The sequence below is a fragment of the Enterobacter bugandensis genome (genome assembly GCF_900324475.1).
Taxonomy (GTDB): Bacteria; Pseudomonadota; Gammaproteobacteria; order Enterobacterales; family Enterobacteriaceae; genus Enterobacter; species Enterobacter bugandensis.
Map to the genome: position 1 here is coordinate 2,092,102 of NZ_LT992502.1, position 25,623 is coordinate 2,117,724.

The window sequence follows — 25,623 nt, forward strand, 5'->3', positions numbered from 1 at the left end:
TATTAAATGTGCGCTACGTCGAGAAAGATTCGATGTTCTGTCAAGGGTTTATCAAGAGTGGATATTTTTATTACCGGACGGCTGCCAGGGTAACAAAATACGCACAGCAAGGCCGCCCGTTTCCGGTAATGAGGCCTCGATCGTGCCCCTATGTGCCTGACAAATCGCCCGGGCGATAGACAAACCGAGGCCGCTGCCGCCGGAATGCCGCGCGCGGGACTGCTCCTCACGGCTAAAGCGCTTAAACATGTCCGGTAAGAACTGGGGGGATACGCCCGGTCCGTCATCGTGAAATTCAATGGCGTAATGCCTGCTGGCGTAGTGCAGCGCCACCTCAAGATGGCCGCCTTCGCGCCCGTAGCGTAGTGCATTTTCAATAAGGATAGTAAATACCTGCCCCATGCGGAACGCATCGCCTCTGAACGGGCACGTACGCGGGTTACGCAGCGTAATCGTAAAATGATGCGCTTCGGCCTGCGGCATGATCCAGGCCGCCCGCTCCTGAATAAGCTCATCCAGAGAAAAGGCCTGCTCTTCCAGCACCAGATTTCCCGCGTCCGCTAACGAGAGAAGGTGAAGCTCATCGGTCAGGCGATTAAGATGCTGAAGCTGTTTCATCACCATTTCCAGCTGCATCGGGCTGGCATCAAACACACCGTCCAACATGCCCTGCAGACGACCAATGGCGGCCGTCAGGGGCGAACGCAGCTCGTGCGCCATCGCGACGTGCGAGGCGCGGAGCTCTTTTTCATAGCGGGCGAGTTGCCCCGTCATGGAGTTAAAGTCGTTTGCAAAGCTGACCATTTCCGCTGGCGCATCCTTGACCAGTTCAGCCTGACGGCCAAACTGCCCGTCGGCGACATCTTTGGCGGCATCGCGAAGACGGCTGAACTGCAGCGCCAGCGGTCGGGCGTGTTTTAACCCCATCACCACAATAAACGGGATCATCACCAGCACCAGCAGGGCCACCGTAACCCAGTCCGCAGAGGCGATGGATGGCGTGGAATAACTCAGCCCCCACCAGGTATCCACAATGCTGTGGAAGCGGGCCGGATCGGCCTGTGGGTTCTGGCTGAGCGTCAGAAATTCCTGCCGGACCGCCGCTGGCATTCTGCCCATTATCCAGTAGTTCTGTACCGCATAACGTAGCCACATGCAGGTGGCAATGACGATCACGCTGCCGATGGCCAGTGCCAGGATACGCGCGCAAATCCAGCGCCAGAGAGAGGAGTGCCGGTTTTTTATCATGGTTGTCTGAACCTGTATCCCACGCCGCGAACGTTAATCAACACGCCGGAAATACCCGCCGCTTCGAGTTTTTTACGCAGGTTATAAATATGGGTGTCCACCACGCGCTCCAGCGCCTCGCTTTCCGGCAGACAGTGTTCCAGCAGGTACTGACGGGAAAAGGGGCGTGCGGGAGAGCGCAGCAGCGTTGCCAGAAGCGAGAATTCCGTTGGCGTAAGATCGAGCATCACGGGCGCGTCGCCGCCGTTATCCACGCTCGCCACAATGGCGGCCACATCCACCTCCAGCGTTTGCCAGCGAAGGATCTCGTCGTCTGTCTCTTTTTTACTGCTGCGTCGCAGCACCGCCTGTACGCGAGCCACGACTTCTCCCGGATGATAGGGTTTCACAACATAATCATCGGCACCGTACCGCAGGGCACCAATGCGATCGGGGGTGTCGCCCATGGCGGTGACCATGATCACCGGTACATCGCTTTTACGACGCAGTCCGGCCAGCACTTCGGTGCCGTTAAGCCCGGGCAGCATCACGTCCAGCAGGATGAGGTCGGGTTTCCACCGCTGCGCCATATCCAGCCCGGAAAGACCGTCTCCGGTAATGGTGACATCGTAATTTTCACGACGTAAATAGGCTTCAAGCACGCCAGCCGCATCGGCGTCATCTTCAATAATCAGCACTCTTCTGGACAACATCCGTTCACCTTGACCGTTTCTTAACACTATCCCGACGATTCATTGATTTAGCCAAACCATACTGCGCCAACATTGTGTGGCAGACCCTGAATCAGCAGACGCCAGCGTCTGCGTGGAGAACAGTATGATAGCGATAAAAAAAGGCCTGTATATGACCGTTCCGCTTCTGATGGCCGTTGCCTCAGGTGTGCAGGCGGATGATGACGCCGCTTCCGGCTCTTTAACCGTCGGGCTGGGCGGTCACTATGCCCCCCGTTATTCAGGCTCAGACAAGCAGGTGTGGCAGGTGGTTCCTGTGCTGCAGGGGCGCAAGGGTGCTTTCTTTATTGATGCACAAAAAGGAGTGGGATATGACCTGCAAAACGACAGCGGTTGGTACCTGGAACATACGCTGGGTTACGACCTCGGGAGGGCAGAGAAAAATTCTGGCTGGCGTGAGGGCGCAAACAATCTGAAGGGGATGGGGGACATTGATGCCACCCTGAATACCGGCCTGGCCGTCGGCTGGCAGGCTGCGTCCTGGCTAAGCGTTGAGGGTAAGGCGACGCTACCGTTAACGGACAGCCAGGGCGTAAGTTATCAGGCGTCCGTTACGTTGATTCCCCTACAAAACAGCGAGGACACGATCGCCCTTCAGTCTGCGGCTCTGTTTGGCGACAGCCGTTATCTGAATACCTGGTATGGGGTCAGCGAGCAGCAGAGCCGCCGCACCGGCTATCGCCGCTATTCAGCGCCGGGGGGATTTTATGGCGTCGACACCAGCCTGACCTGGAGCCATCAGTTCGATGCTCACTGGGGAACGGTCCTGAGCGCGGACTATACCTGGCTTGGCGACCATGCGAATGAAAGCCCAATAGTGATGCGGCGTAATGAGGGGTCTGCAACCGCCGCTATCACCTGGACATTTTAAAATCGCGGAGCACGAGCGGACGAGAAGATTATTTCTTCTTATCCATCATCGTTTTTAAATCGGCAAACGGGTTAAACGTGGCGACACCCACGTCTTTTTGCGCGTCTTCACCGGCGACTACGGTGGTGCCGTACTGATCCGCTTCGGTGTATTTTGAATGCTCGTGATCGTGGCAAAACAGGCACAACAGCTCCCAGTTGCTGCCATCTTCCGGGTTGTTAGTATGGTCATGATCGATATGGTGAACCGTCAATTCACGCAGGTTGGAATAGACGAACTCCCGCGAGCAGCGTCCGCAGACCCAGGGATAGATTTTTAATGCTTTCTCGCGATAGCCGCTTTCCAGTCGCGCGTAGTTTTTAGGGATCAGAGCCATTGCCGGTTTTACCTGCCATGAAAAAAGTGGGGGATATTATATCCATTATGGAGCGGAATGACGAACCCCGCTATTCCGTCAATTTATTTGATGCTTTCCGTTAAATAAACGGCATTTATTCTTACCGGGTAATGCGTAAAGTGGACAGAACGCAACGCATTATCAGGACACAGGGTTATGAAAAAGATCGGTTTTTTATCGTTTGGTCACTGGACGCCTTCTCCGCAGTCCGGCACGCGCTCGGCGGCAGACACGCTGCTGCAGTCCATCGACCTGGCCGTGGCCGCTGAAGAACTGGGCGCGGACGGTGCCTATTTCCGCGTGCACCACTTCGCCCGTCAGCTTAGCTCGCCGTTCCCTCTGCTGGCGGCAATAGGTGCGAAAACGAAAACCATTGAAATCGGTACGGGCGTGATTGATATGCGCTATGAAAACCCGATGTATATGGCCGAGGATGCGGGCGCGGCGGACCTGATTTCCGGCGGCCGTTTGCAGCTTGGCATCAGCCGCGGCTCTCCGGAGCAGGTCATTGATGGCTGGCGTCATTTCGGCTATGTCCCGCAGGAAGGGGAAAACGAAGCGGACATGGCGCGCCGTCATACCGAGGTGCTGCTTGAGGTGCTGCGCGGCGAAGGGTTTGCAAAGCCGAATCCACAGCCGATGTTCCCCAATCCGCCTGGGCTGCTGCGCCTGGAACCGTATTCTGAAGGGCTGCGGGAGCGTATCTGGTGGGGCGCCGGTTCAAATGCGACGGCGGTATGGGCCGCTAAGCTCGGCATGAACCTGCAAAGCTCAACCCTGAAAGACGACGAAACCGGCGAACCGTTCCATATTCAGCAGGCAAAACAGATCCGCGCGTACCGTCAGGCGTGGAAAGAGGCAGGGCATGCGCGCGAGCCGCGCGTCTCGGTCAGCCGCAGTATTTTTGTCCTGATGGACGACCGCGACCGGATGTACTTCGGCGCCAGCCGCAACGACAGCGATAGCGTTGGGTATCTTGATGAAAAAACGCGCGCGATCTTCGGGCGCAGCTATGCCGCGGAGCCGGACAAGCTGGTTGAACAGCTGAAGAAGGACGAGGCGATTGCCGAGGCTGATACGTTATTACTGACCGTACCGAACCAGCTCGGTGTGGATTACAATGCGCACGTGATTGAGTCCATTCTCAAACATGTCGCACCGGCAATGGGCTGGCGCGATTAAGTATTCCGCCGTCAGCCGTGAGATCGTAATGGAAAATCTGGCCCTCTGGTATCGCCGTTTTGGCGAGCCAGAATCTGTTCTGCAACCTGAAACTGCGCCGCCGGGCGCGCTTGCGCCAGGATACCTCCGTGTGCAAATGCTGTATGCGCCGGTGAACGCGTCCGATCTCATTCCCATTACCGGCGCTTACCGTCACAGAACCCCGCTGCCCGCCGTCGCGGGGTATGAAGGCGTCGGCGTTGTCATTCAGGCGCCCGCGTCTTTTGCGCATCTGCCGGGTAAACGCGTTCTGCCGCTGCGCGGGCAGGGCACCTGGCAGCGCTATGCGGATTGCCCGGCAGAGTATGCGATCCCCGTGCCTGATGATGTCGATTCACGCCTGGCCGCGCGGGCCTATATCAACCCGCTGGCGGCGCAGATGATGTTGAGCCACTATCCACCGCGGGGAAAGCGGGTGCTGCTCACGGCCGCCGGTTCGGATTGCGCCATCCTGCTCGGGCAGTGGGCGCGTCTGGCGGGGGCAGAGGCGGTGTACGGTATTCATCGTTCGCCCGTTCACGCTGAACGGCTGGCGGCGATGGGGATCGTTCCTGTCGCACAGCATGACATGCAGCGGATTCTCTCCGTTGCCGCGCGTGCCGACGTCGTTTACGATGCAACCGGCGGGGCGCTGGCGGAAGCGATCCTGAGCGTGCTGCCGGAGCAGGGCATATTTGTCTGCTACGGGCTGCTCTCCGGGCAGACCTTCCGCCAGCAGCGGCCCCTGCCGCGCGTGGCGTGGTTCCATATTCGTAACTATCTGGATGGGCTCAGCGCAGAGGCGTGGCGCGCGGAGTTCGATCAAATCTGGCCCCGGATGCGCGCCAGTGAATACAGCCCCGGAACGGTGTACCCTCTGACGGACTGGCAGAGGGCGCTCAGGGCTTACCGTGAAGGAGGAAGGGCAAGCAAGCCCCTCATGTCGATGGCGGAATGACGGCTATTGATGGCTCATATCGTTCAGCAGCACGGCGATGCTTTGCCCGCCCGCCGTCTGTTCCAGACCAATCTTCACGATGATGGTCAGCGGAACGGAGAGCAGCATGCCTACGGGACCGAGCAGCCAGCCCCAGAAAATCAGGGACAAAAAGACGACCAGCGTCGAAAGCCCCAGCCCACGCCCCATCATTCGTGGTTCAAGAATATTCCCGAATACCAGGTTAATCGCCAGATAGCCGGCCAGCAGAATCAGCGCATCATAAAATCCACTGAACACCAGCACCTGAAGAATAGGGGGGATTGCCGCCAGCACGGAGCCGATGTTAGGAATGTAATTGAGCGCAAATGCCAGTAACCCCCAGACGAACGCAAAGCGGACGTCCAGCGCCACCAGCATTCCCCAGACCACCACCCCGGTGACCAGGCTGATGACGGTTTTCAGTACCAGATAGCGTGAAACGCTGTCCAGCGCGCGCTGAATAGCTCCCATTCCTTCAACCGGACGAACCATGATTTGCTGTAACTTTGCGGGCAGCTGTGGCACCTCCAGCAGCATGAACACCACCGTTAAAAACAGCAGGAAAATGGAGGTCATGGCATTGGAAAGCTGCGTCAGCAGGCCTGTGACGATGGTCATGGCCGCATTAGGGTCGATATATTTAAGAAGCTCCTCAACCGAAACTTCTATTCCCGCGCGCTGAAGCCAGGGCTCAAGCTGCAGCAGCGGTATCGCCAGCGAGGAACGGTATTTCGGCAGCGTTCGCGCCAGTTCGTTCAGCGAGGTACCCAGATACGCAACCAGTAACACCATGGCGAAAATAATGATGCTAATTAGCAGGGTAATTGCCAGCACGCGCGGGATGCGCAGCCGCGTCATGCGCCGGACCAGTGGGTTAAGGATCACCGCAACAAACAAGGCCAGAATAAAGGGCACAATGATGTCGGCGGCAAAACGAACGCCCGTGAGTATGATCACCAGCATGCCCAGCATGATGACAATTTTTAACCCGTTGAGGGTAATAATGGGTTTAGCCATGGTGACTCCAAAAAATGCTTTTTATTTATAATAGAGGGTAAACGTCCTGCAATAAACTAACCAAAATCAAACGGGATGGGTAAAGAATTGAAAAGACTTTGAGTAAAATTTTCAGTTATGGTACAAATTTGGCGTGTTCAACTACCGAGGACAATTTTCATCCGCAAAGACGAGAAGCAACAACGCGGATAATTGTAATTTTATGGACAATTTGTTCAGGACCTATTCTTCAAACAACGCTGCTCTATTTTCTACCTCCTTCTGCCTGATTGCTGGTGAGCAACACTGGCGCACCGCACTATAGTCATCTCTTCTGCCTGAGCTGGCGCTACGCGCTTAGCTGTCTGATTTAATTTCATATTTTTTTGGTTTGCTGCATGCAGCGGGCCACGATGGATTATATTCTCAAGCAGGAGAAAAACATGTTTTACTGGATCTTATTAGCCCTGGCTATCCTCGCTGAAATTACCGGCACGCTGTCAATGAAATGGGCAAGCGTCAGCGAGGGCAATACCGGTTTTATTTTAATGCTGGTGATGATATCCCTTTCCTATATTTTCCTCTCATTTGCGGTGAAGAAAATTGCGCTGGGTGTGGCCTATGCGCTGTGGGAAGGGATCGGTATTTTATTGATTACGCTGTTCAGCGTTCTGATATTCGACGAAACATTAACAACAATGAAGGTCGCCGGGTTAACGACGCTGGTCGCGGGTATCGTGCTGATTAAATCAGGTACCCGTAAACCGACAAAACAGCAGAAGGAGCAGAACCATGCAACAGTTTGAATGGGTTCATGCGGCCTGGCTGGGCTTCGCCATCGTGCTGGAAATTCTGGCGAACGTTCTGCTGAAATTCTCTGACGGTTTTCGCCGTAAGGTTTATGGCCTGATGTCGATTGCCGCAGTGCTGGGGGCGTTCAGCGCCCTGTCACAGGCGGTCAAAGGTATCGATCTGTCTGTGGCCTATGCGCTGTGGGGCGGTTTTGGTATCGCCGCCACCCTGGCCGCAGGGTGGGTGCTTTTCGGGCAGCGTTTAAATAATAAAGGCTGGATAGGACTGATTTTGCTGCTGGCGGGCATGATCATGATAAAACTCGCCTGATCAATCGGTAACCCTGATTCACAGACAGCCGCGCTGGCTTACTCTTTAGCCAGCGCTTCCAGCTTATCGCGAAAACCGGTGACGGATAAGGCCCGGTTATCGGCTCGCCAGCGGTCTTTCGCCGCCGGGGCGGAGCTTTGAACCCCAATCAACTGCCAGCCGTTATCGGTTTTCAGCATCAGCGGTGAACCGCTGTCGCCCGGCAACGTATCGCACTGATGGGAAAGCACGCTGGTCTGCGCCCAGCCTGTCACGATACAGTCCGTGTGGGTGTAAAGCGAATCCAGATGATCGACCGGGTAGCCTGACTGCGTTACCTTGCGGTCGGCGGCTTTCAGCGCGGCGGTGAGCGCCGCTTTATCGCCATCAAATAACGGCAGCGGCGTAATGCCCGAAGGCGGGTAGCGCAAAATAATCAGGCCAAAATCCCATGAGGCTGCCGCGGGCGGCACAATCCAGCCGTCTCCATCCGGTTTAAGACGCTTCCCAAGAGAAGCATCAACCCGGCCTTCAATGCCGTGGATTTCATAGCGCCAGATCCCTTTTTGCGACACAAATCGTAAGACAACCGCTTTGTCTGGCTTACCGTTGGGTGGCGTCAACAGGCAGTGGCCCGCCGTCAGCGCTAATTGCGGGGTGATTAACGTCGCGGTACACAGGTTGCCGCTAGCGGTTTCCAGTTGGCCTATAGCATCCCAGGGAGCCTGGGTAGGATCGGTGACGCGAGTACGATCGTCATGACCGAAAAAAAGCGTCTTTAGCTCTTTCGCGCTAATGGCGTTATCACCGCCATCATCCGCCTGTGAAAATCCAGAAAAAAGGCCAAACGTTCCCAGCAACAACACAACAGATTTACGCATATCACACTCTGGTGGGGGTAATTATGATTATTAAAAGTGAACCCTATGAAAATACTATAGACGGGACGGCGCTAAAGTGGGAGTAAAATCAGCGTGCTACAGTCAGGAAAGATAAAAGCGGCTTGCGATGAGCGCGCATAAAATAAGCAGGATAAGAATCAGCTCAAACCGATAGCGTCGCAGCATACGCCCTCCGGATAAAAAAAACGGCGCAGAACCTTTTCCGGTTCAGCGCCGGTTTACCAACGTGCCCCGCAGGGCCCGGTTAAGCTTGTACGCTTACGCAGCTGGCTGTGCAGCTGGTTTAGCAGCTTCGTGTTTTACTGCTTTTTTGTGATGCTTTTTCGCAGCCTGGGCTTTCTGCTCTACGGCTGGTTTAGCGGCTTTCTTGTGGTGCTTTTTCGCAGCCTGAGCCTTCTGCTCTACGGCTGGTTTAGCGGCTTTTTTGTGGTGCTTTTTCGCAGCCTGCGCTTTTTGCTCTGCAGCCGGTTTAGCGGCTTTGTGGTGTTTCTTGTGATGTACGGTTTTTGCTGGTGCCGCGGTGGTCGTTGCAGCAGGCGCCGCAGCAGCTGGTGCAGCAGTGGTTTCAGCAGCAAACGCAGCAGAAGACAGACCCATAGCAGCGGCAACAACCAGAGCTAATACTTTTTTCATGTTCATACCCTCGAATTTGGTTTTTCATTTAACCCCACTGCGGGGCCGTTGAAATAACTATATCCCTGTAAATTCGGGGTTTCCGTGAGTGATTGGTATCCGCGTGTAACCATATGTACAAGGCCGGGGAAGAACCCCGGCCTTATCATTACAGGTAGCGTGAGGTCAGGTGTTCGCGGAAGTAGCGGATATTCAGATCTTCCCCCGTCGCCTGGGTGATTAACTGCGATGTGCTAAAGCGGCTACCGTGCTGCCAGATGTTCTGACGCAGCCACTCAAAGAGGGCGGAAAAATCCCCTTCAGCGATGGAGGGCGCCAGTCCCGGAAGCGCGGTCTTTGCAGCATGGAACAGCTGCGCGGCATACATCGCGCCCAGCGTGTACGACGGGAAGTAACCAAACCCGCCGTCGGTCCAGTGGATATCCTGCATGCAGCCGTTGCGGTAGTTATCTTTGGTGGATAATCCGAGCCAGGCCTGCATTTTCTCGTCCCACAGGGCGGGGATATCGTCCACCTCAATCTCGCCGTTGATCAGCGCCCGCTCAATCTCATAGCGCAGCACCACGTGTGCCGGGTAGCTCACTTCGTCCGCATCGACGCGGATATAGCCCGGCTTCACGCGCTGGTTCCAGGCGATAAAGTTCTCTTCGCTGAACGCCGCCTGGCTGCCAAAGCGGGCGTGCACCGCAGGGAGAAGATGCTTGAGGAAGGCTTCACTGCGTCCCAGCTGCATCTCAAAGAACAGACTCTGGGATTCGTGGATCGCGGTTGAGCGGGCCAGGGCAATAGGCTGTCCTGCCCACGCGCGCGGCAGGTTTTGTTCGTAGCGCGCGTGTCCGGTTTCGTGGATCACGCCAAACAGCGCGCTGAGCAGCTCGTCCTCATCATAGCGCGTGGTGATGCGCACATCTTCCGGTACGCCGCCGCAGAACGGGTGCGCACTTACGTCGAGGCGACCGCCGTTAAAATCGAAGCCGAGCATCTTCATGGCTTCCAGACCCAGTTCGCGCTGGGTTGCCGTCGGGAAGGGGCCCTGCGGCGGAACGAACGACCGCTGAGCCTGTTTCTCCACCGCGCTTGCCAGCAGGTCCGGCAGCCAGGTTTTCATATCACCAAACAGCACGTCCAGGCGCGCGCTGGTCATGTCCGGTTCAAAAATATCCAGCAGCGCGTCGTACGGCGTACAGCCTTTGGCTTCTGCGCGCAGGCGGGCTTCTTCACGGCTGAGTTTCACCACTTCTTTCAGGTTGGCGGAAAAGCCCTGCCAGTCGTTGGCGGGACGCTGCGTACGCCAGGCGTGCTCGCACCTGCTGCCCGCCAGGGATTTGGCTTCCACCAGCGATTCCGGCAGCAGGGTAGCCTGCTGATACTGTCGCGTCATTTCCCGCAGGTTGGCCTGTTCGACGTCATTCAGATCTTCCCCTGCTGCGGCCGCTAACAGGTCGCCGACTTTTTTATCGGTCAGGATCTGATGTTGCAGGACGCTCATCTCTGCCAGCGCTTCACCGCGCGCGGCGCTGCCGCCGGGCGGCATCATGGTGAACATGTCCCAGCTGGCGATGGAGGAGAGGTGCGAGAAGCGTGAGAGGCGCTGGAAGGTTTTCACAAGTGACTGATAGGCTGATGTTTTTTGCAATTCTTATTTCCTCATGCCGGGGATGTGTTTCAGGGAGCATACAATGAAACAGACCAAATTCCCCAACATTTCCCACATGGAGGAAATCTGTGCCGATCTCCTCCGTTGAAACCGTCCCCGGCATTCCGGGTGACGGTTTTCGGTGGGCACTCAGGACTTATCACGCATAACCTGTTGCAGGATCGCCAGTGCCTGGTTGAACTGGGCATCCGGAATGGTCAGCGGATAAAGGAAGCGGATCACGTTGCCGTACTGGCCGCAGATCAATAACAGCAGGCCCTGGGCGAGCGCCTTTTGCTGTATCGCCTGCGCGATGGCGGCCGAAGGCTCACGGCTCTCGGGATCAAAAAACTCCGCCGCAATCATCGATCCTCTTCCCCTTATCGCCACGAGCGCAGGGAAGGTGCCCTGAATCTCCTCCAGTGTGGCTTTCAGTCGATCCCCCAGATGGCAGGCGCGGGCGCACAGTGACTCGTTGTCGATAATCTTCAGCACCGCGTGCGCGGCGGCCACCGCAAGCGGGTTGCCTGCATAGGTCCCCCCCAGACCGCCGGGCGCCGGCGCGTCCATGATTTCGGCGCGACCCACCACGCCAGACAGCGGCATTCCGCCTGCCAGGCTTTTCGCCATCGTCATCAGGTCGGGCTTGTCCACGTAGTGTTCCATGGCAAACAGTTTACCCGTACGGGCGAAGCCGCTCTGCACTTCGTCGGCAATCATCACGATCCCGTGCTCATCACAGATTCGGCGGATGGCGGCCACCAGCTCTGGCGGGGCGACGTTGAATCCGCCTTCACCCTGAATGGGTTCAAAAATAATCGCCGCCACCTGTTTCGCCTCAATATCCGCTTTGAACAGGCGTTCTATCGCCGTGATGGCATCCTGCGTCGTGATGCCGTGCAGCTCTGAGGGATACGGCACGTGATAAACCGACCCCGGGAAGGGGCCAAATCCCAGCTTATAAGGCGCGACCTTGCCGGTTAAGGCCATGGTCATATAGGTTCGGCCGTGGAAGCCTCCGCCGAAGGCAATCACGCCCGGTCTGCCGGTGTGAGCCCGGGCGATTTTAATGGCGTTTTCCACCGCTTCCGCGCCCGTGGTGAAGAACGCCGTTTTGGCCGGGCCCTGCACCGGGGCCAGCTCGTTAAGTTTCTCGGCTAATGAAACATAGCTTTCATACGGCACAATCTGGTAGGCCGTGTGGGTGAACTGGTGAAGCTGTTTTTCCACTGCGGCCACCAGTTCAGGATGACGATGGCCTGTATTCAGCACCGCGATCCCGGCGGCGAAATCAATATAGTCGTTGCCTTCCACGTCGGTGAGGGTGGCATTCTCCGCCGTGCGGGCAAAGAAATTACACATTACGCCTACGCCGCGCGGGGTGGCAGAAAGTCTGCGCTGATGAAATTCCTGGTTACTCATGTCAGATACCCTTTTGTCGAAACGATCATACGCCAAGACGATCGCGCAGGCTGTAGTACGCCGCGCCCATCGCCGTGAATGGAATCCGCAGGCTGCGGCCGCCCGGGAAGGGGTAGTGCGGGAGGTTGGCAAACGCATCAAAGCGCTCAGCGTCACCGCGCAACAGTTCCGAGATCAGCCGCCCGGCCAGATGGGTGCAGGTCACGCCGTGGCCGCTGTAGCCCTGCATGTAATAGATGTTTTTATCCAGACGACCAAACTGCGGCATACGGGACAGGGTCAGCAGGAAGTTGCCCGTCCAGCGGTAGTCGATTTTGACGCCTGCCAGTTGAGGGAAGGTTTTCAGCAGCTTTGGCATCACCAGGCGCTCGACATCGTCCGGATCGCGCGCGCCATAGACGACGCCACCGCCGTACAGCAGGCGGTTGTCGGCGGTGAGGCGGTAGTAATCCAGCAGATAATTGCAATCTTCCACGCAGTAGTTATTGGGGATCAGCGTGCGGGCGACCTCTTCCGGCAGCGGAGCGGTGGTCACCACCTGGGTGCCGCAGGGCATGCTGCGTTTTGCCAGCTCCGGTTCTATCTTATCGCCCAGATAGGCATTCCCGGCGACGATCACGTAGCGGGCCGTGACCTGGCCATGCTGCGTGCTTACTACTGCTGGGCTGGTGTGCTGAATGGCGGTCACCGGAGACTGTTCATATACACGCCCACCGTTCAGGCGAATGGCGTCCGCTTCGCCGATCGCCAGGTTCAGCGGATGAATGTGCCCCCCGCTGCGGTCCAGCAGCGCGCCGGTATAGCGGTCGCTGTCGACTTCCCGGCGGATGGCGCTGGCGTCCAGCAACTCCAGCTGCGTGTTGCCGTAGCGTTCCCAGTTGGCTTTTTGCTCCTCCAGCGTCTCCAGCTGCTTATGGTTTAGCGCCACAAACAGCCCGCCGGGACGATAGTCGCACTGGATCTGATAGCGCTGGATACGCTCCCGAATAATTTCCCCGCCTTCAAACATCATGCTCCCGAGCACTTTGGCGGCATCGGGCCCGTAGTTTTTCTCGATCACGTCGATATCGCGGCTGTAGGAGTTAACCAGTTGGCCGCCGTTGCGTCCGCTGGCGCCGAAGCCGATGCGCGCACCTTCAAGGAGCACCACGTCGTAGCCCATTTCGGCGAGATGCAGCGCGGAGGAGAGGCCGGTATAGCCGCCGCCCACCACGCACACGTCACAGCTGATCGACTCGTTAAGCGTCGGGAAAGGTTCATAAGCATTCGCGCTGGCCGCGTAGTAGCTGGTGGTATGTTCGGTCATGATTGAGGCTCCAGGGCAATCCAGATGGTTTTCAGTTCGGTAAATTTTTCCAGCGCGTGCAGGGACTTATCGCGACCGTTGCCGCTCTGCTTATAGCCGCCAAAGGGGACGGTCATATCACCGTCGTTGTAGTTATTGACGAAGACCGAGCCGGCTTTCAGGCGGCGGCTCATGCGGTGCGCCCGGGAGAGATCGCGGGTCCATACCGCCGCGCCAAGCCCGTATTCACTGTCGTTGGCCAGCGTTAAGGCTTCCTCTTCGGTTTTAAAACGGGTGACGACCAGCACCGGCCCGAAAATCTCTTCCCGGCACAGCGGGGAGGCAGGGTCGATGTCGACAAAAATGGTGGGACCGACTGCGGAAGGCCATGATTGTTCCCGCCCGTCCAGCAGCAGCGTACCTTTCCGGGTTCCCTCGCGAATAAACGTGTGGACGGTATCGGCGTGCGCAGCGTCGATGAGCATGCCCATCGTGCTGTCGGGGTCGAGCGGATCGCCCGGCTGCCAGTGGCGGGCCTGCGCTTTCAGCCTTGCCAGAAAATCATCGGCGATGCTGTCTTCGAGCAGCAGGCGGGTACCGGCGATACAGACTTGCCCCTGGTTGTAAAAAATCCCGGCGGCGGTCGCGCTCACGGCCTTGTCCATGTCCGGACAGTCGGCAAAGATAATGTTGGCGCTCTTGCCGCCGGCCTCCAGCCAGACGCGCTTCATGTTGCTTTCTCCCGCGTCCTTCAACAGCTGCTTGCCGGTACGGGTAGAGCCGGTAAACGTCAGCACTTCGACCTCCGGATGCAGTGCCAGCGCCTGGCCCGCTTCATGGCCGTAACCGCTTATCACATTCAGCACGCCGTCCGGCAGGCCCGCCTCTTTCGCCAGCCCGGCCAGGCGCAGGGCGGTGAGCGGTGATTTCTCCGACGGTTTTAATACCACGCTATTGCCCGCGATCAGCGCCGGGCCCAGCTTCCAGCAGGCCAGCAGCAGCGGGAAGTTCCAGGGGACGATGGCCGCGACAACCCCGATCGGCTCGCGCACGATCATCGCCAGCTCGCCCGGACCCGTAGGCGCCACTTCGCCGTAGACTTTATCCGCCGCTTCGGCGTACCAGCGAATGGCGCGAGCCGCGCCGGGAATATCGTCGCGCAGGCTGTGGCGGATGGGTTTACCGGTGTCCAGCGTTTCCAGTAAGGCCAGCTCTTCGCCGTGGCGCTCCATCAAATCGGCGAGCTTATTCAGCACGGCCTTGCGCTGCGCCGGAGACGCCTGTGACCAGTCGCCGCGCTCAAATACCTCACGCGCGGTCTGAACCGCGCGGTCCACGTCCGCCTGCTTGCCACGGGCCACGTTCGCCAGCGTCTGTTGGGTAGCGGGATTGACGGTTTCAAACGTGGCATTATCGGCGGCGTCACAATAGGCACCGTTAATAAATAACCGGGTCTCAATGGCGCTGTTTTTTGCTTTATCCTGCCAGTAAGTCAGGTGCTGAAAATGCATATTCACTCCTTTCTTTCGCAATCAGATAAATAAAGGCATGGCCGTTTCAGGCAATACGAAGCCGTGGGGCATCCCGGGAATTAACCCGTTGAATGCCGACATTGATCGTTTTTATTTGTCCCGGCGTAAGCGCGCTTACGCCGGGACTGAGTGGTAATTAGAACGTGGTGGGGGTGTGGGCACTGATAATGCGGCAGATGCCTGCCGAGGTATTGCTGAAGCTGTGCGGTATGCCGGTATTGATGGCATAGCTCTGCCCTGCAACCAGGTGATAAGGCTGGCCATTAATGGTCAGCACTATTTCACCTTCCAGTATCGTACCGATCTCCTCACCCTGATGTTTGATCCTCTCTCCGGTCGTGGTTCCAGGCTGGTAAGTTTCAAAAATCATCGCCAGCGTACGGTTCGGATTTCCGTTATGAACCAGCTTCATCGAAACCCCCTGACTGCCTATTTCGATAAGGTCTTCCTGATTAATAACCACCTGCGGTTCATCAGGTTTTTCCGGTTCCGAAAAGAATTCCGAGAGCGACAGCCCATAGACTTTCAGCAGCTTTTGCAGCGTACTGATGGCAGGACTCACTTTGTCCTGCTCAATGGTGCTGATGGCACTGTGTGTTAACCCAGACAGTTCGGCGGCACGCCGCTGCGAGAGACCCAATTGCTGGCGGATCTCAGACAGACGTTTCCCTGGCGCCAGTCCGTCATCGCTCATAGTTGCATTTCCTTTACGGTAGTGGTCAAAGCCGTTGCTTCTCGGCAATGTGGCTTTGACAGGCGGTGATAAAACCATCAAACAACATACGTGAGAGGGCGTACTCGCTGCTGTTCCATTCGGGGTGCCATTGCACGCCGAGGGCAAAAGGGTGGTCATGAACGCTGACCGCTTCCACCAGCCCGTCCGTCGAACGGGCCTCCACGCGAAGCCGTGGTCCTAACGTTCGTGCACCTTGCCCGTGTAACGAGTTTACCCAAAATGTGTTACAGCCAGGTATTAATTGAGACAGCAGTCCTCCCTCCTGAACCTGAACCTCATGAGAAGGGGCGTATTGTAGCTCAACCGGCAGTTCAGGATCTTCCCGGTGTTCAAGCAGGTCGTTCTGCTCGAACAGGCGGCGATACAGCGTTCCTCCCGTCGCAACAACCAGTTCCTGCAGCCCCCGGCAGATGGCGAAAATGGGGATGCGCCTTTCGAGCGCGGCGGCAATCAGCGCCATACTCAGAAGATCTCGCCCGGGATCGGCGTCAGGCTCATCGCCGTTTTCACCATAAAGGTGCGGCTGCACGTTACTTGGGCTGCCCGGCAGGTAAATCCCGTCCAGTTGGCAGCAGAGCGGTAAGTAGCTCTGGCTCTGCCAGCGCATGGGGTAAGGCAATCGGTAAGCCCCCCGCGTTAATAATGGCATTCAGGTACTTTTCTTGCAGGGTCTGGGTCTCATGACCCTTAAGCCTGTTTCTGCACATCACTACGCCAATAACTGGCTTGTTCATTATATTTTCCATGATCGCCCTCACAAAGTGGACTAAATTTAGGCCATTCTCGCCTGTGAAACGGCCTTTTCGTTCAATATTTTCTCAATCTAGCAACGGGATCTGCCTTTTGCAAACTTAATTTAACATTTGACAAACAATTTGTTTGCATACAGATTCGATAGGGTGGACATTATATTTGACAGTCCAGAGCAGCGAACGCAAATCCCAAAAACGGTGGTAAATCATGGAAACCAATATCGTAGAAGTTGAGAACTTTGTGCAGCACACGGATGAGAGGCGGGGCAGCGCCTTTACGCAGGAAGTGAAGCGCTATTTAGAAAAGTATCCTGACACCCAATTTATTGATGTCCTTCTGACCGACCTGAACGGCTGTTTTCGCGGCAAGCGCATCCCGGTTGCCGGACTGAGCAAGCTTGAAAAAGGCTGCTATTTCCCGGCATCGGTTTTCGCCATGGACATTTTGGGTAACGTCGTGGAAGAGGCGGGCCTGGGGCAGGAGCTCGGCGAGCCGGACTGTATCTGCGTGCCGGTGCCGGGTACCCTGACGCCGTCCGCCGCCGACCCGGAATACATTGGTCAGGTGCAGCTCACCATGGTTGATGAAGATGGCGCTCCCTTTGACGTTGAGCCGCGGAACGTACTCAACCGACTCTGGCAGCAGCTGCGCCAGCGCGGTCTGTTCCCCGTGGTAGCGGTAGAGCTGGAGTTCTATTTACTTGACCGTAAACGCGATGCCGACGGCTATCTGCAGCCCCCCTGCGCGCCGGGCACCGACGTGCGCAACACGCAGAGCCAGGTCTACTCGGTTGATAATCTGAACCACTTTGCTGACGTGCTGAACGACATTGACGAACTGGCGCAGCTGCAGCTGATCCCCGCCGACGGGGCCGTGGCTGAGGCCTCCCCGGGCCAGTTTGAAATTAACCTGCATCATACGGAAAACGTGCTCGACGCCTGCGATGATGCGCTGGCGCTAAAACGTCTCGTCAGGCAGATGGCGGAAAAACATAAGATGCACGCCACGTTTATGGCAAAGCCGTATGAAGAGCATGCAGGCAGCGGGATGCATATTCACATCAGCATGCAAAACAACCGAGGCGAAAACGTGCTCGCAGACGCCAGCGGCGAGGATTCCGCGCTGCTGAAACGCGCGCTGGCCGGAATGATCGATCTGATGCCCGCGTCCATGGCGCTGCTGGCGCCGAACGTCAACTCCTACCGCCGCTTCCAGCCGGGAATGTACGTACCGACGCAGGCGTCATGGGGACACAATAATCGCACCGTTGCCCTGCGTATCCCCTGCGGCGATCGCCATAACCATCGGGTCGAGTACCGCGTGGCGGGAGCAGACGCGAACCCGTATCTGGTGATGGCGGCGATTTTTGCCGGCATTCTGCACGGGCTGGATAACGATTTACCCCTGCAGGAAGAAGTGGAAGGCAATGGTCTGGAGCAGGACGGACTGCCGTTCCCGATTCGTCAGAGCGATGCGCTGTGGGAATTTATGCAAAACGATCATCTTCGCGAGCGGCTGGGCGAACGTTTCTGCCACGTCTATCACGCCTGCAAAAATGATGAATTGCTGCAGTTTGAACGCCTGATTACCGAAACAGAAATTGAGTGGATGCTGAAAAACGCCTGATGACGTGCCCCGGTTAGGGGCCGCTTTGTTTCACCGCATACGTATCACCAAACGGCCTGCGCGGAGCCTGGCCGAAACGTTCGCTGGCACGCCAGCTATCTCCCGGGAGTCGCGTTATGGAGCGCAGGCGGCACAGGGACTTTCTTAACGACACTGTGTGACGAGGTAGGAAATGATGCAGATGTTCAACTATCCGCAGGGCGAAGGGGGCCAGTCAGGCGCCTGCTGTGAGTGCGAGCGAGAGACGCTGCGCTGGTACGATCGCGTATGTTCTTTACAACTTCCCCCTTTGCTAAGCAGGTTTGCGTTACGGTCAGCGCGATTGCAAACCACGGTAAGCATGGGGGGGATGGTTTATGGCGACTAATACCTCTCTTGACTCGCCGCGCATGGCCGGAAGAACCCGGCTGCGCAGTTCCCTCAAGCTCTGGCAGGTTGTCATGATGGGGCTGGCTTACCTCACTCCCATGACCGTGTTTGATACCTTCGGCATTGTGTCCGGAATCAGCAACGGCCACGTGCCCGCCTCGTATCTGCTGGCGCTGGCGGGCGTCATGTTTACCGCCATCAGCTACGGCAAACTGGTGCGGCAGTTCCCGGAAGCGGGCTCCGCGTATACCTACACGCAGAAATCGATCGGCCCCCACTTAGGCTTTATGGTCGGCTGGTCATCGCTGCTGGACTATCTCTTCCTGCCGATGATCAACGTGCTGCTGGCGAAGATCTACCTTTCCGCGTTGTTCCCTGAAGTCCCGCCCTGGGTCTGGGTGGTGGGGTTTGTGACGATCCTGACGCTGGCGAACCTGAAAAGCGTTAACCTGGTCGCCAACTTTAACACCCTGTTTGTGCTGGTGCAGGTCGCCATCATGGTGGTGTTTGTCATACTCGTAGTGCATGGCCTGCACAAGGGTGAGGGGGTCGGCACCGTCTGGTCGCTCCAGCCGTTTATCAGCGAGAACGCGCACCTGCTTCCTATCATTACCGGCGCGACTATCGTCTGCTTCTCTTTCCTCGGCTTTGACGCGGTCACCACGCTGTCGGAAGAGACGCCAAACGCGGCGCGGGTGATCCCCAAAGCCATTTTCCTGACCGCACTGTATGGCGGGCTGATATTTATTGTTGCCTCGTTTTTCATGCAGCTCTTTTTCCCGACGATCGCGCGCTTCAAGAACCCGGACGCCGCGCTGCCGGAAATTGCGCTGTACGTGGGCGGCAAGCTCTTCCAGTCGGTGTTTCTGTGCACCACGTTTGTGAATACGCTCGCTTCAGGCCTGGCCTCGCACGCCAGCGTCTCACGCTTATTGTACGTGATGGGGCGTGACAACGTCTTTCCTGAGCGGGTGTTTGGCTACGTGCATCCGAAGTGGCGCACTCCGGCCCTGAACGTGATTATGGTAGGGATAGTGGCGCTGTCGGCCCTGTACTTTGATCTGGTGACCGCGACGGCGCTGATCAACTTTGGCGCGCTGGTGGCGTTTACGTTTGTTAATCTCTCGGTGTACAACCATTTCTGGCGGCGTAAGGGGCTGAACAAAACGTGGAAAGATCGGCTCCACTATTTCCTGCTGCCACTCATTGGTGCCGCAACGGTCGGCGTGCTCTGGATCAACCTCGAAGCGACGTCCCTGACGCTTGGCCTCATCTGGGCGGCACTGGGTGTCCTTTACCTGACCTGGCTCACGCGCCGCTTCCGAAAACCGCCTCCACAGTTTGAAGCCGGTAAGATAGAGCAGGCCTGGGATTCCTGAACGTGAAACGGCACCAGTAAGCTGGTGCCGTTTATCTGGATCGGGCATCAGCCCGCAGGATGATTATCTCAGGCGTTTATGAAGGCTTGCGCCCACCAGCAGTGCGGCACAGAGCATCAGCGCGATAAACCCGCCCACGCCGTTCCAGCCGTAGTGATGCCAGAACACGCCGCCCAGCGTCCCGGCGATGCTTGAGCCCAGATAATAGCTAAACAGATACAGCGACGATGCCTGGCCTTTGGCGCGACGCGCGCGCGGGCCAATCCAGCTGCTGGCGACGGAGTGAGCGGCGAAGAACCCTGCGGAGAAGAGCAGCATCCCGGCAAAGATAAGCCACAGGGAAGAGAAGAGCGTCAGCAGCAGGCCGAGCAGCATCACTGCGGTAAACACCAGCATCACCGGCCCGCGGCCAAAGCGTGCCGTCATCGCCCCGGCTTTCGGCGAACTCCACGTACCGGTGAGATAGGCCACGGAAAGCAAACCCACAACGGCCTGATTCAGATGCCACGGCGAGAGCATCAGGCGGTAGCCAATATAGTTAAACAGCGTCACGAAGGAACCCATCAGCAGGAATCCCATCAGAAACAGTCGCGGTAAACCTTTGTCACGCCAGTGCAGGCGGAAGTTGATAAACAGCGTTTTCGGGCGCAGAGACGTCGGGCGAAAATGGCGCGATTCCGGCAGGATTTTCCAGAACATCAGGGCCGATGCCAGCGCAAAACACCCGATCACCGCCAGCGCAATGCGCCAGCTAAAGAAGTCCGTGAATACCCCGCTCAGCAGACGCCCGCTCATGCCGCCAATCGAGTTCCCGCTGATGTACAGCCCCATCGAAAAGGCAACAAAGCTCGGGTGGATCTCCTCGCTGAGATAGGTCATCCCGACTGCCGCCACGCCGCTGAGCGATAGCCCGATCAGCGCGCGCATCATCAAAATGCCGTGCCAGCTGGTCATCATGGTCGAGAGTAACGTACAGACCGAGGCCAGCATCAGGGCGGTTACCATCACCTGTTTACGGCCAACGGCGTCGGAGAGCGGGCCGGTAAAAAGCAGGCCAATTGCCAGCATCCCGGTTGAAATGGAAAGCGAAACGCTGCTGCTGGCGGGCGATACGCCAAACTCATGGGAGAGAACGGGCAGAATCGGCTGAACGCAGTAGAGCAGGGCAAACGTTGCCAGACCGGCGGAAAAGAGCGCCAGCGTGACGCGCATAAACTGGGGGGTACCACGTTTGATGAACTGAACCGGCTGCGATGCTACAGGCAAATCATTAATATCTCTGGCCGGCTCGATATCAATGGTAGATGTACGACTCACACAGTTTCCTTGCTTAAACATCCCCGTGATTTCTGGTGACGGGTATGACCACACCTTCAGGGTAGGAAAATGTAAATATTCTGTCTAATATATTAATAATCTCAAATGATACTTTAAAAATATGAATATCGAGCTGCGTCATCTTCGCTACTTTGTCGCCGTCGCCGAAGAGCTGCATTTTGGCCGCGCGGCGGCACGACTGAACATTTCTCAGCCGCCCTTAAGCCAGCAGATTCAAATCCTCGAACAGCAGGTCGGGGCGCGTCTTCTGGCCCGCACCAACCGCAGCGTGAGCCTGACGGCAGCGGGTAAGCAGTTTCTGATCGACAGCCGACAAATTCTGAGCATGGTCGACGACGCCGCTGCCCGGGCGGAACGGCTCTATCTTGGGGAAGCCGGGGAGCTGCGGATCGGGTTTACCTCGTCCGCGCCGTTTATCAGCGCCGTCTCGCAGACGCTTTCGTCATTCCGCCGTCATTTTCCGGACGTGCATATTCAGACGCGCGAAATTAATACCCGCGAGCAGATTGCGCCGCTGAACGAAGGTGCGCTCGATCTGGGGCTGATGCGTAATACCCAGCTGCCGGACACGCTGGCGTGGGAGGTTATCCTGCGCGAACCGCTGATGGCCATGATCCCGAACGATCACCCGCTGGCGTCGCGTCCGATGGTTTCGCTGGCAGAGCTGGCAAAAGAGCCGTTTGTCTTTTTTGACCCGCAGGTCGGGACGGGCCTGTATGACGATATTCTGGGGCTGATGCGCCGCTACGATCTGGCGCCGGTCATTACCCAGGAAGTGGGAGAGGCGATGACCATTATCGGCCTGGTCGCCGCCGGGCTGGGCGTGTCGATACTCCCGGCCTCCTTTAAGCGGGTACAGCTACGCGAGATGCGCTGGGTTGCTATCGCCGAGGAGGATGCCGTTTCGGAGATGTGGCTGGTGTGGTCAAAACATCGCGAACAGAGTCATGCTGCCCAGCGCTTCAAACAGCGGTTAATCCAGGCTTCCGCGGTCTGATATTTCCCTGGAAAACGGGTAAAAATGTGCGGTAAATCACAAGGCTAAGTAAATATTTGACGACACCCATGGAAGTGCTTCACCATAGCCAACAGTTTATTTCGAAGCTCGAAAATAAGGGAGTACGAGGTGGTTGCTGATAGTCAGCCAGGGCATATTGATCAGATTAAGCAGACCAACGCTGGCGCGGTGTATCGCCTGATTGATCAGCTTGGTCCGGTTTCGCGTATCGATCTGTCGCGCCTGGCACAGCTGGCACCTGCCAGTATCACCAAAATTGTCCGCGAAATGCTGGAAGCGCACCTGGTCCAGGAGACGGAAATTCAGGAGCCGGGCAGCCGTGGTCGTCCGGCGGTCGGTCTGGTGGTCGAGACGGAAGCCTGGCACTACCTCTCGCTGCGCATCAGCCGCGGAGAGATCTTCCTTGCACTACGCGATCTCAGCAGCAAGCTGGTGGTGGAAGACCGGCTTGAGCTGCCGCTCAACGCCGAGGAACCGCTTCTCGATGCGATTGTCTCCCATATCGATCGCTTCTTTATTCGCCATCAGCAGCGGCTTGAACGCTTAACGGCGATTGCCATCACCATGCCCGGCATTATTGATACCGAAAATGGTATTGTTCACCGCATGCCGTTTTACGACGATGTTAAAGAGATGCCGCTGGGCGAAGTGCTGGAAAACCATACCGGCGTCCCGGTCTATATTCAGCACGACATCAGCGCCTGGACGATGGCGGAAGCGCTGTTCGGCGCGTCGCGCGGTGCGCGGGATGTCATTCAGGTGGTCATCGACCATAACGTCGGGGCGGGGGTGATCACCGACGGACGGCTTCTCCACGCCGGGAGCAGCAGCCTGGTGGAAATTGGCCATACCCAGGTCGACCCGTACGGTAAACGCTGCTACTGCGGGAACCATGGCTGTCTGGAGACGATCGCCAGCGTGGAAAGCGTGCTCGAACTGGCGCAGGTGAGGCTCAGTCAGTCCATGAGTTCCTCGCTGCACGGCCAACCCTTAACGGTGGATTCCCTTTGCGCCGCCGCGCGTCAGGGGGATCTGCTGGCGAAGGACATTATTACCGGGGTGGGTAATAACGTAGGCCGCATTCTGGCGATTATGGTGAACCTCTTCAATCCGCAAAAAATCCTGATCGGCTCACCGCTCAGCCAGGCGGCGGAGATCCTTTTTCCGGCGATTACGGCCTGTATTCAGCAGCAGTCGCTTCCCGCCTACAGCAGAAATATTGCGGTAGAAAGTACCCAGTTTTCCAACCAGGGCACGATGGCCGGCGCGGCGCTGGTCAAAGATGCCATGTACAATGGCTCGCTGCTTATCCGCCTGTTACAGGGTTAACTCTTTTCCGCAGATGTAAGAAAAATTGCGCTATCTCAAGCCGGGTAGCGCACGCATCCCGTAGACTTCCTCCACTGAATTATTTACCTGGTTGATATTTTCGAAGCATACCCAAGAGGTGGAGTGAGTCATGCTTAAGCGTTTCTTTGTTACTGGTACAGATACCTCTGTCGGCAAGACCGTTGTATCCCGCGCATTGCTGCAGGCTCTGACAGCAAGCGGTAAACGCGTCGCTGGGTACAAACCGGTCGCAAAAGGGAGTAAAGAGACGCCAGAGGGATTGCGAAATAAAGACGCCCTGGTGCTGCAAAGCGTCTCGTCACTGGAACTGCCTTACCACGCGGTCAATCCTATTGCGTTAAGCGAAGATGAAAGCAGCGTGGCGCACAGCGGCCCGATCAATTATTCCCTGTTATCCGACGGGCTGGCGAACCTGAGTGAGCAGGTCGATCACGTAGTCGTCGAAGGAACGGGCGGCTGGCGCAGCCTGATGAATGATTTACGCCCGCTGTCTGAATGGGTCGTGCAGGAACAGCTGCCGGTAGTGATGGTAGTGGGGATCCAGGAAGGGTGTATCAACCACGCGCTGCTGACGGCGCAGGCGATTGCCAATGACGGCCTGCCGCTGGCTGGCTGGGTGGCAAACCGTATTAATCCAGGCCTCGCGCACTACGCGGAGATCATCGACGTACTGAGCACCAAACTGCCTGGCCCGCTGGTGGGCGAGCTGCCTTATCTGCCTCGCGCCGAGCAGCGCGAGCTAGCGCAGTACATCGATCTCTCTGCCCTCGGTGGCGTGTTGACCGTAGATCGAGTCGTGGCGTAACGTCCGCGACAGTACGGACGCTATCACGCAGGCGACCAGTAAACCGGGCAGTAAAAAATACTGCCCGGTCATTTCACAGACCATCAGCGCCGACATAATGGGTGCATGCGTGGTCGCAGCGAGCAGCGTTGCCATCCCGGCCAGCCCCAGCAACATGGCCGTCTCAGAACCCGGCAGCCACAGCGCGAAAAGCTGCGCGAACAGCATCCCCGTAGCCATACCGACAAACAGCGTAGGCGTAAATACCCCGCCCGGCGCACCCGAACCGCTGCTTGCCAGCACCGCCAGCAATTTACAGATGAACACGCCAGCAATCACCGACAGCAGCGGCGGGGCGAGCAGAAAAGCCTGAACCACGCTGTAGCCGTTTCCCCAAACCTTCGGCGTCAAAAGAGAAAGCAGTCCAACAATCAAGCCGCCGAGCGCCAGCTGCCACGGCGGCGAAAGCCTGAGGCGCAGGAACAGCCCGTGGCTGAACGCCATCAGCCACATCAGCAGCGGTCCGCAGAGACCTGCCAGCAGCCCCATCGCGACCAGCAGGGCATAATCTGCCGCGGTGAGAATGCCGCTCAGATGGACCTCGTAGAGCGTACCGGCACCCGGTGCCAGGAGTTGCGTCGTAAGAAGCGCCACCACCGCCGCAATCACCACGGGGCCGAGCGAGGCCAGCATCAGCGTGCCAAACAGAATCTCTGCAATGAACAGGCTTCCCGCTAACGGAGCATGGTAGGCGCTGGCCATCCCGGCGGCGGCGCCACAGGCGATCCAAAGCTTCCATTCCGATTTGGGCGTAAAGCGCCGGGCAAAAAAGGAGGCGGCGAGGGCGGCAAGCAGGATCATGGCCCCTTCGCGGCCGATGGCGCTTCCGCTGGCAACGACCAGCAGCGAAGCAAGAGATTTAACGAGGCTCGCGCCGTAATCAAACTGACCGTCGCCGGTCTCCAGCGCTTCCATATAATCGGTGGGGGCATGAGGCCGCTGGGCGGTCAGGCGCTGCCATCCCCAGAGCAACAGCCCGGCAGCCAGCCCGCCCAGCGCGGGCGTCAGCGCGCGCCTCCAGGGGGAGAGCGACGCGGCGGCATTCACCAGGCTGCCGCTGTCGTTGCTCAGAAGCAGCCACTCCAGCAGGTACATGCTGTGGCGGAACACCGCAACGGCCAGCGCGGCCAGCACGCCGGTGACGGTGGCAATCAGGAGTCGGCGAAACATCGCACGGATGTCGGGGTACGTATGAAGACGTTGCATGGGTCGCGATTAAACGGGGACGATACAATATTGTGGCGGGAAATCGTGGGGTTAGCAAAAGGTATGCGTGC

At 57.5% G+C, this 25,623-nt stretch carries 25 protein-coding genes and 1 pseudogene; 11 read left to right on the forward strand and 15 right to left on the reverse strand.

Annotated elements, in window-relative coordinates; genetic code table 11:
• Nucleotides 1–51: 51 nt before the first annotated feature.
• Together DG357_RS10275 and DG357_RS10280 are read right to left on the reverse strand one after the other, a co-directional pair.
• Nucleotides 52–1,248 (reverse strand): sensor histidine kinase, encoded by a 1,197-nt coding sequence (locus DG357_RS10275; protein ID WP_088205355.1) that lies wholly within the window; start codon nucleotides 1,246–1,248, stop codon nucleotides 52–54.
• Nucleotides 1,245–1,940, reverse strand: coding sequence for a response regulator (locus DG357_RS10280; protein WP_028012960.1), 696 nt, complete (start codon nucleotides 1,938–1,940; stop codon nucleotides 1,245–1,247). Before DG357_RS10280 ends, DG357_RS10275 begins: the two co-directional genes overlap by 4 nt.
• Before the next feature lie 124 nt (nucleotides 1,941–2,064).
• On the opposite strand from DG357_RS10280, the gene DG357_RS10285 reads away from it, so the two are divergent.
• A complete protein-coding gene (locus DG357_RS10285; protein ID WP_045630210.1) occupies nucleotides 2,065–2,850 on the forward strand; it encodes a MipA/OmpV family protein in 786 nt (261 codons plus the stop codon).
• A 28-nt stretch (nucleotides 2,851–2,878) separates the two neighbouring features.
• On the opposite strand, the gene yajD is transcribed toward DG357_RS10285, so the two are convergent.
• On the reverse strand, nucleotides 2,879–3,226 hold the full coding sequence (gene yajD / locus DG357_RS10290; protein WP_088205356.1) for an HNH nuclease YajD: 348 nt from the start codon (nucleotides 3,224–3,226) through the stop codon (nucleotides 2,879–2,881).
• A 177-nt stretch (nucleotides 3,227–3,403) separates the two neighbouring features.
• Between yajD and DG357_RS10295 the strand changes: the two genes are divergently transcribed.
• Entirely contained in the window at nucleotides 3,404–4,429 is a 1,026-nt protein-coding gene (locus DG357_RS10295) for an LLM class flavin-dependent oxidoreductase (RefSeq protein WP_088205357.1), read from the forward strand.
• Between the two features lie 28 nt (nucleotides 4,430–4,457).
• A complete protein-coding gene (locus tag DG357_RS10300; RefSeq protein WP_088205358.1) occupies nucleotides 4,458–5,405 on the forward strand; it encodes a zinc-dependent alcohol dehydrogenase family protein in 948 nt (315 codons plus the stop codon).
• A gap of 3 nt (nucleotides 5,406–5,408) precedes the next feature.
• On the opposite strand, the gene DG357_RS10305 is transcribed toward DG357_RS10300, so the two are convergent.
• Nucleotides 5,409–6,443 (reverse strand): AI-2E family transporter, encoded by a 1,035-nt coding sequence (locus tag DG357_RS10305; protein ID WP_063153913.1) that lies wholly within the window; start codon nucleotides 6,441–6,443, stop codon nucleotides 5,409–5,411.
• A 133-nt stretch (nucleotides 6,444–6,576) separates the two neighbouring features.
• On the opposite strand from DG357_RS10305, the gene DG357_RS23375 reads away from it, so the two are divergent.
• From DG357_RS23375 to mdtI, 3 genes are all read left to right on the forward strand, one after another.
• Nucleotides 6,577–6,747 (forward strand): protein YdgV, encoded by a 171-nt coding sequence (locus DG357_RS23375; RefSeq protein WP_088205359.1) that lies wholly within the window; start codon nucleotides 6,577–6,579, stop codon nucleotides 6,745–6,747.
• A gap of 118 nt (nucleotides 6,748–6,865) precedes the next feature.
• Nucleotides 6,866–7,228 carry a multidrug/spermidine efflux SMR transporter subunit MdtJ gene (gene mdtJ, locus DG357_RS10310; protein ID WP_028012965.1) on the forward strand — a complete coding sequence of 121 codons (363 nt, stop codon included), beginning with the start codon at nucleotides 6,866–6,868 and terminating at the stop codon, nucleotides 7,226–7,228.
• The gene (gene mdtI / locus DG357_RS10315) at nucleotides 7,215–7,544 is read left to right on the forward strand and encodes a multidrug/spermidine efflux SMR transporter subunit MdtI (protein WP_028012966.1); all 330 of its coding nucleotides are present in this window, start codon (nucleotides 7,215–7,217) and stop codon (nucleotides 7,542–7,544) included. The genes mdtJ and mdtI overlap by 14 nt, the downstream gene beginning before the upstream one ends.
• Before the next feature lie 38 nt (nucleotides 7,545–7,582).
• Here the strand turns inward: mdtI and DG357_RS10320 are convergent, their stop codons facing one another.
• The 9 genes and pseudogenes from DG357_RS10320 to puuD form a co-directional block, all read right to left on the reverse strand.
• Nucleotides 7,583–8,404, reverse strand: coding sequence for a trypsin-like serine peptidase (locus tag DG357_RS10320; RefSeq protein ID WP_063153914.1), 822 nt, complete (start codon nucleotides 8,402–8,404; stop codon nucleotides 7,583–7,585).
• Nucleotides 8,405–8,506: 102 nt separating this feature from the next.
• The gene (gene ydgU, locus DG357_RS23325) at nucleotides 8,507–8,590 is read right to left on the reverse strand and encodes a small membrane protein YdgU (RefSeq protein WP_023617729.1); all 84 of its coding nucleotides are present in this window, start codon (nucleotides 8,588–8,590) and stop codon (nucleotides 8,507–8,509) included.
• Nucleotides 8,591–8,683: 93 nt separating this feature from the next.
• A complete protein-coding gene (gene asr, locus DG357_RS10330; protein WP_032642591.1) occupies nucleotides 8,684–9,058 on the reverse strand; it encodes an acid resistance repetitive basic protein Asr in 375 nt (124 codons plus the stop codon).
• Between the two features lie 148 nt (nucleotides 9,059–9,206).
• The gene (locus DG357_RS10335; RefSeq protein WP_063153915.1) at nucleotides 9,207–10,694 is read right to left on the reverse strand and encodes a carboxypeptidase M32; all 1,488 of its coding nucleotides are present in this window, start codon (nucleotides 10,692–10,694) and stop codon (nucleotides 9,207–9,209) included.
• Nucleotides 10,695–10,844: 150 nt separating this feature from the next.
• Complete coding sequence (gene puuE / locus DG357_RS10340; protein WP_088205360.1) at nucleotides 10,845–12,116, reverse strand: 4-aminobutyrate transaminase; 1,272 nt, start codon at nucleotides 12,114–12,116, stop codon at nucleotides 10,845–10,847.
• A gap of 25 nt (nucleotides 12,117–12,141) precedes the next feature.
• Complete coding sequence (locus DG357_RS10345) at nucleotides 12,142–13,422, reverse strand: NAD(P)/FAD-dependent oxidoreductase (protein WP_028012971.1); 1,281 nt, start codon at nucleotides 13,420–13,422, stop codon at nucleotides 12,142–12,144.
• Entirely contained in the window at nucleotides 13,419–14,912 is a 1,494-nt protein-coding gene (gene puuC / locus DG357_RS10350) for an aldehyde dehydrogenase PuuC (protein WP_088205361.1), read from the reverse strand. The genes DG357_RS10345 and puuC overlap by 4 nt, the downstream gene beginning before the upstream one ends.
• 157 nt (nucleotides 14,913–15,069) lie before the next feature.
• Nucleotides 15,070–15,627, reverse strand: coding sequence for an HTH-type transcriptional regulator PuuR (puuR, locus tag DG357_RS10355; RefSeq protein ID WP_013096835.1), 558 nt, complete (start codon nucleotides 15,625–15,627; stop codon nucleotides 15,070–15,072).
• A 25-nt stretch (nucleotides 15,628–15,652) separates the two neighbouring features.
• Nucleotides 15,653–16,415: pseudogene (gene puuD / locus DG357_RS10360) on the reverse strand (gamma-glutamyl-gamma-aminobutyrate hydrolase).
• Nucleotides 16,416–16,629: 214 nt separating this feature from the next.
• Here puuD and DG357_RS10365 point away from each other — a divergent pair.
• Both DG357_RS10365 and DG357_RS10375 read left to right on the forward strand, forming a co-directional pair.
• A complete protein-coding gene (locus DG357_RS10365; protein WP_024909135.1) occupies nucleotides 16,630–18,048 on the forward strand; it encodes a glutamine synthetase family protein in 1,419 nt (472 codons plus the stop codon).
• 356 nt (nucleotides 18,049–18,404) lie between these two features.
• Complete coding sequence (locus DG357_RS10375) at nucleotides 18,405–19,796, forward strand: APC family permease (protein ID WP_063153918.1); 1,392 nt, start codon at nucleotides 18,405–18,407, stop codon at nucleotides 19,794–19,796.
• A gap of 63 nt (nucleotides 19,797–19,859) precedes the next feature.
• Here DG357_RS10375 and DG357_RS10380 read toward each other — a convergent pair whose 3' ends face one another.
• Nucleotides 19,860–21,113, reverse strand: coding sequence for an MFS transporter (locus tag DG357_RS10380; protein WP_045261454.1), 1,254 nt, complete (start codon nucleotides 21,111–21,113; stop codon nucleotides 19,860–19,862).
• A gap of 121 nt (nucleotides 21,114–21,234) precedes the next feature.
• On the opposite strand from DG357_RS10380, the gene DG357_RS10385 reads away from it, so the two are divergent.
• From DG357_RS10385 to bioD, 3 genes are all read left to right on the forward strand, one after another.
• Entirely contained in the window at nucleotides 21,235–22,131 is an 897-nt protein-coding gene (locus DG357_RS10385; RefSeq protein WP_088205362.1) for a LysR family transcriptional regulator, read from the forward strand.
• Between the two features lie 129 nt (nucleotides 22,132–22,260).
• Nucleotides 22,261–23,481 carry a sugar metabolism global transcriptional regulator Mlc gene (gene mlc / locus DG357_RS10390; protein WP_041910244.1) on the forward strand — a complete coding sequence of 407 codons (1,221 nt, stop codon included), beginning with the start codon at nucleotides 22,261–22,263 and terminating at the stop codon, nucleotides 23,479–23,481.
• A 130-nt stretch (nucleotides 23,482–23,611) separates the two neighbouring features.
• A complete protein-coding gene (bioD, locus tag DG357_RS10395) occupies nucleotides 23,612–24,307 on the forward strand; it encodes a dethiobiotin synthase (RefSeq protein ID WP_028012980.1) in 696 nt (231 codons plus the stop codon).
• Here the strand turns inward: bioD and clcB are convergent.
• Complete coding sequence (gene clcB / locus DG357_RS10400) at nucleotides 24,242–25,552, reverse strand: voltage-gated ClC-type chloride channel ClcB (protein WP_088205363.1); 1,311 nt, start codon at nucleotides 25,550–25,552, stop codon at nucleotides 24,242–24,244. The genes bioD and clcB overlap by 66 nt on opposite strands.
• Between the last annotated feature and the right edge of the window lie 71 nt (nucleotides 25,553–25,623).

What these genes read in the sequence shown, in the direction of transcription:
- puuR (WP_013096835.1), bottom strand. Translation starts at nt 15,627, where the DNA reads ATGAGCGATGACGGACTGGCGCCAGGGAAACGTCTGTCTGAGATCCGC.
- yajD (WP_088205356.1), bottom strand. Translation starts at nt 3,226, where the DNA reads ATGGCTCTGATCCCTAAAAACTACGCGCGACTGGAAAGCGGCTATCGC.
- DG357_RS10285 (WP_045630210.1), top strand. Translation starts at nt 2,065, where the DNA reads ATGATAGCGATAAAAAAAGGCCTGTATATGACCGTTCCGCTTCTGATG.
- DG357_RS10385 (WP_088205362.1), top strand. Translation starts at nt 21,235, where the DNA reads ATGAATATCGAGCTGCGTCATCTTCGCTACTTTGTCGCCGTCGCCGAA.
- DG357_RS10375 (WP_063153918.1), top strand. Translation starts at nt 18,405, where the DNA reads ATGGCGACTAATACCTCTCTTGACTCGCCGCGCATGGCCGGAAGAACC.
- DG357_RS10280 (WP_028012960.1), bottom strand. Translation starts at nt 1,940, where the DNA reads ATGTTGTCCAGAAGAGTGCTGATTATTGAAGATGACGCCGATGCGGCT.
- DG357_RS10345 (WP_028012971.1), bottom strand. Translation starts at nt 13,422, where the DNA reads ATGACCGAACATACCACCAGCTACTACGCGGCCAGCGCGAATGCTTAT.
- mdtI (WP_028012966.1), top strand. Translation starts at nt 7,215, where the DNA reads ATGCAACAGTTTGAATGGGTTCATGCGGCCTGGCTGGGCTTCGCCATC.
- ydgU (WP_023617729.1), bottom strand. Translation starts at nt 8,590, where the DNA reads ATGCTGCGACGCTATCGGTTTGAGCTGATTCTTATCCTGCTTATTTTA.
- DG357_RS10320 (WP_063153914.1), bottom strand. Translation starts at nt 8,404, where the DNA reads ATGCGTAAATCTGTTGTGTTGTTGCTGGGAACGTTTGGCCTTTTTTCT.
- DG357_RS10275 (WP_088205355.1), bottom strand. Translation starts at nt 1,248, where the DNA reads ATGATAAAAAACCGGCACTCCTCTCTCTGGCGCTGGATTTGCGCGCGT.
- bioD (WP_028012980.1), top strand. Translation starts at nt 23,612, where the DNA reads ATGCTTAAGCGTTTCTTTGTTACTGGTACAGATACCTCTGTCGGCAAG.
- DG357_RS10305 (WP_063153913.1), bottom strand. Translation starts at nt 6,443, where the DNA reads ATGGCTAAACCCATTATTACCCTCAACGGGTTAAAAATTGTCATCATG.
- clcB (WP_088205363.1), bottom strand. Translation starts at nt 25,552, where the DNA reads ATGCAACGTCTTCATACGTACCCCGACATCCGTGCGATGTTTCGCCGA.
- DG357_RS10300 (WP_088205358.1), top strand. Translation starts at nt 4,458, where the DNA reads ATGGAAAATCTGGCCCTCTGGTATCGCCGTTTTGGCGAGCCAGAATCT.
- mdtJ (WP_028012965.1), top strand. Translation starts at nt 6,866, where the DNA reads ATGTTTTACTGGATCTTATTAGCCCTGGCTATCCTCGCTGAAATTACC.
- puuC (WP_088205361.1), bottom strand. Translation starts at nt 14,912, where the DNA reads ATGCATTTTCAGCACCTGACTTACTGGCAGGATAAAGCAAAAAACAGC.
- puuE (WP_088205360.1), bottom strand. Translation starts at nt 12,116, where the DNA reads ATGAGTAACCAGGAATTTCATCAGCGCAGACTTTCTGCCACCCCGCGC.
- DG357_RS10295 (WP_088205357.1), top strand. Translation starts at nt 3,404, where the DNA reads ATGAAAAAGATCGGTTTTTTATCGTTTGGTCACTGGACGCCTTCTCCG.
- asr (WP_032642591.1), bottom strand. Translation starts at nt 9,058, where the DNA reads ATGAAAAAAGTATTAGCTCTGGTTGTTGCCGCTGCTATGGGTCTGTCT.
- DG357_RS10365 (WP_024909135.1), top strand. Translation starts at nt 16,630, where the DNA reads ATGGAAACCAATATCGTAGAAGTTGAGAACTTTGTGCAGCACACGGAT.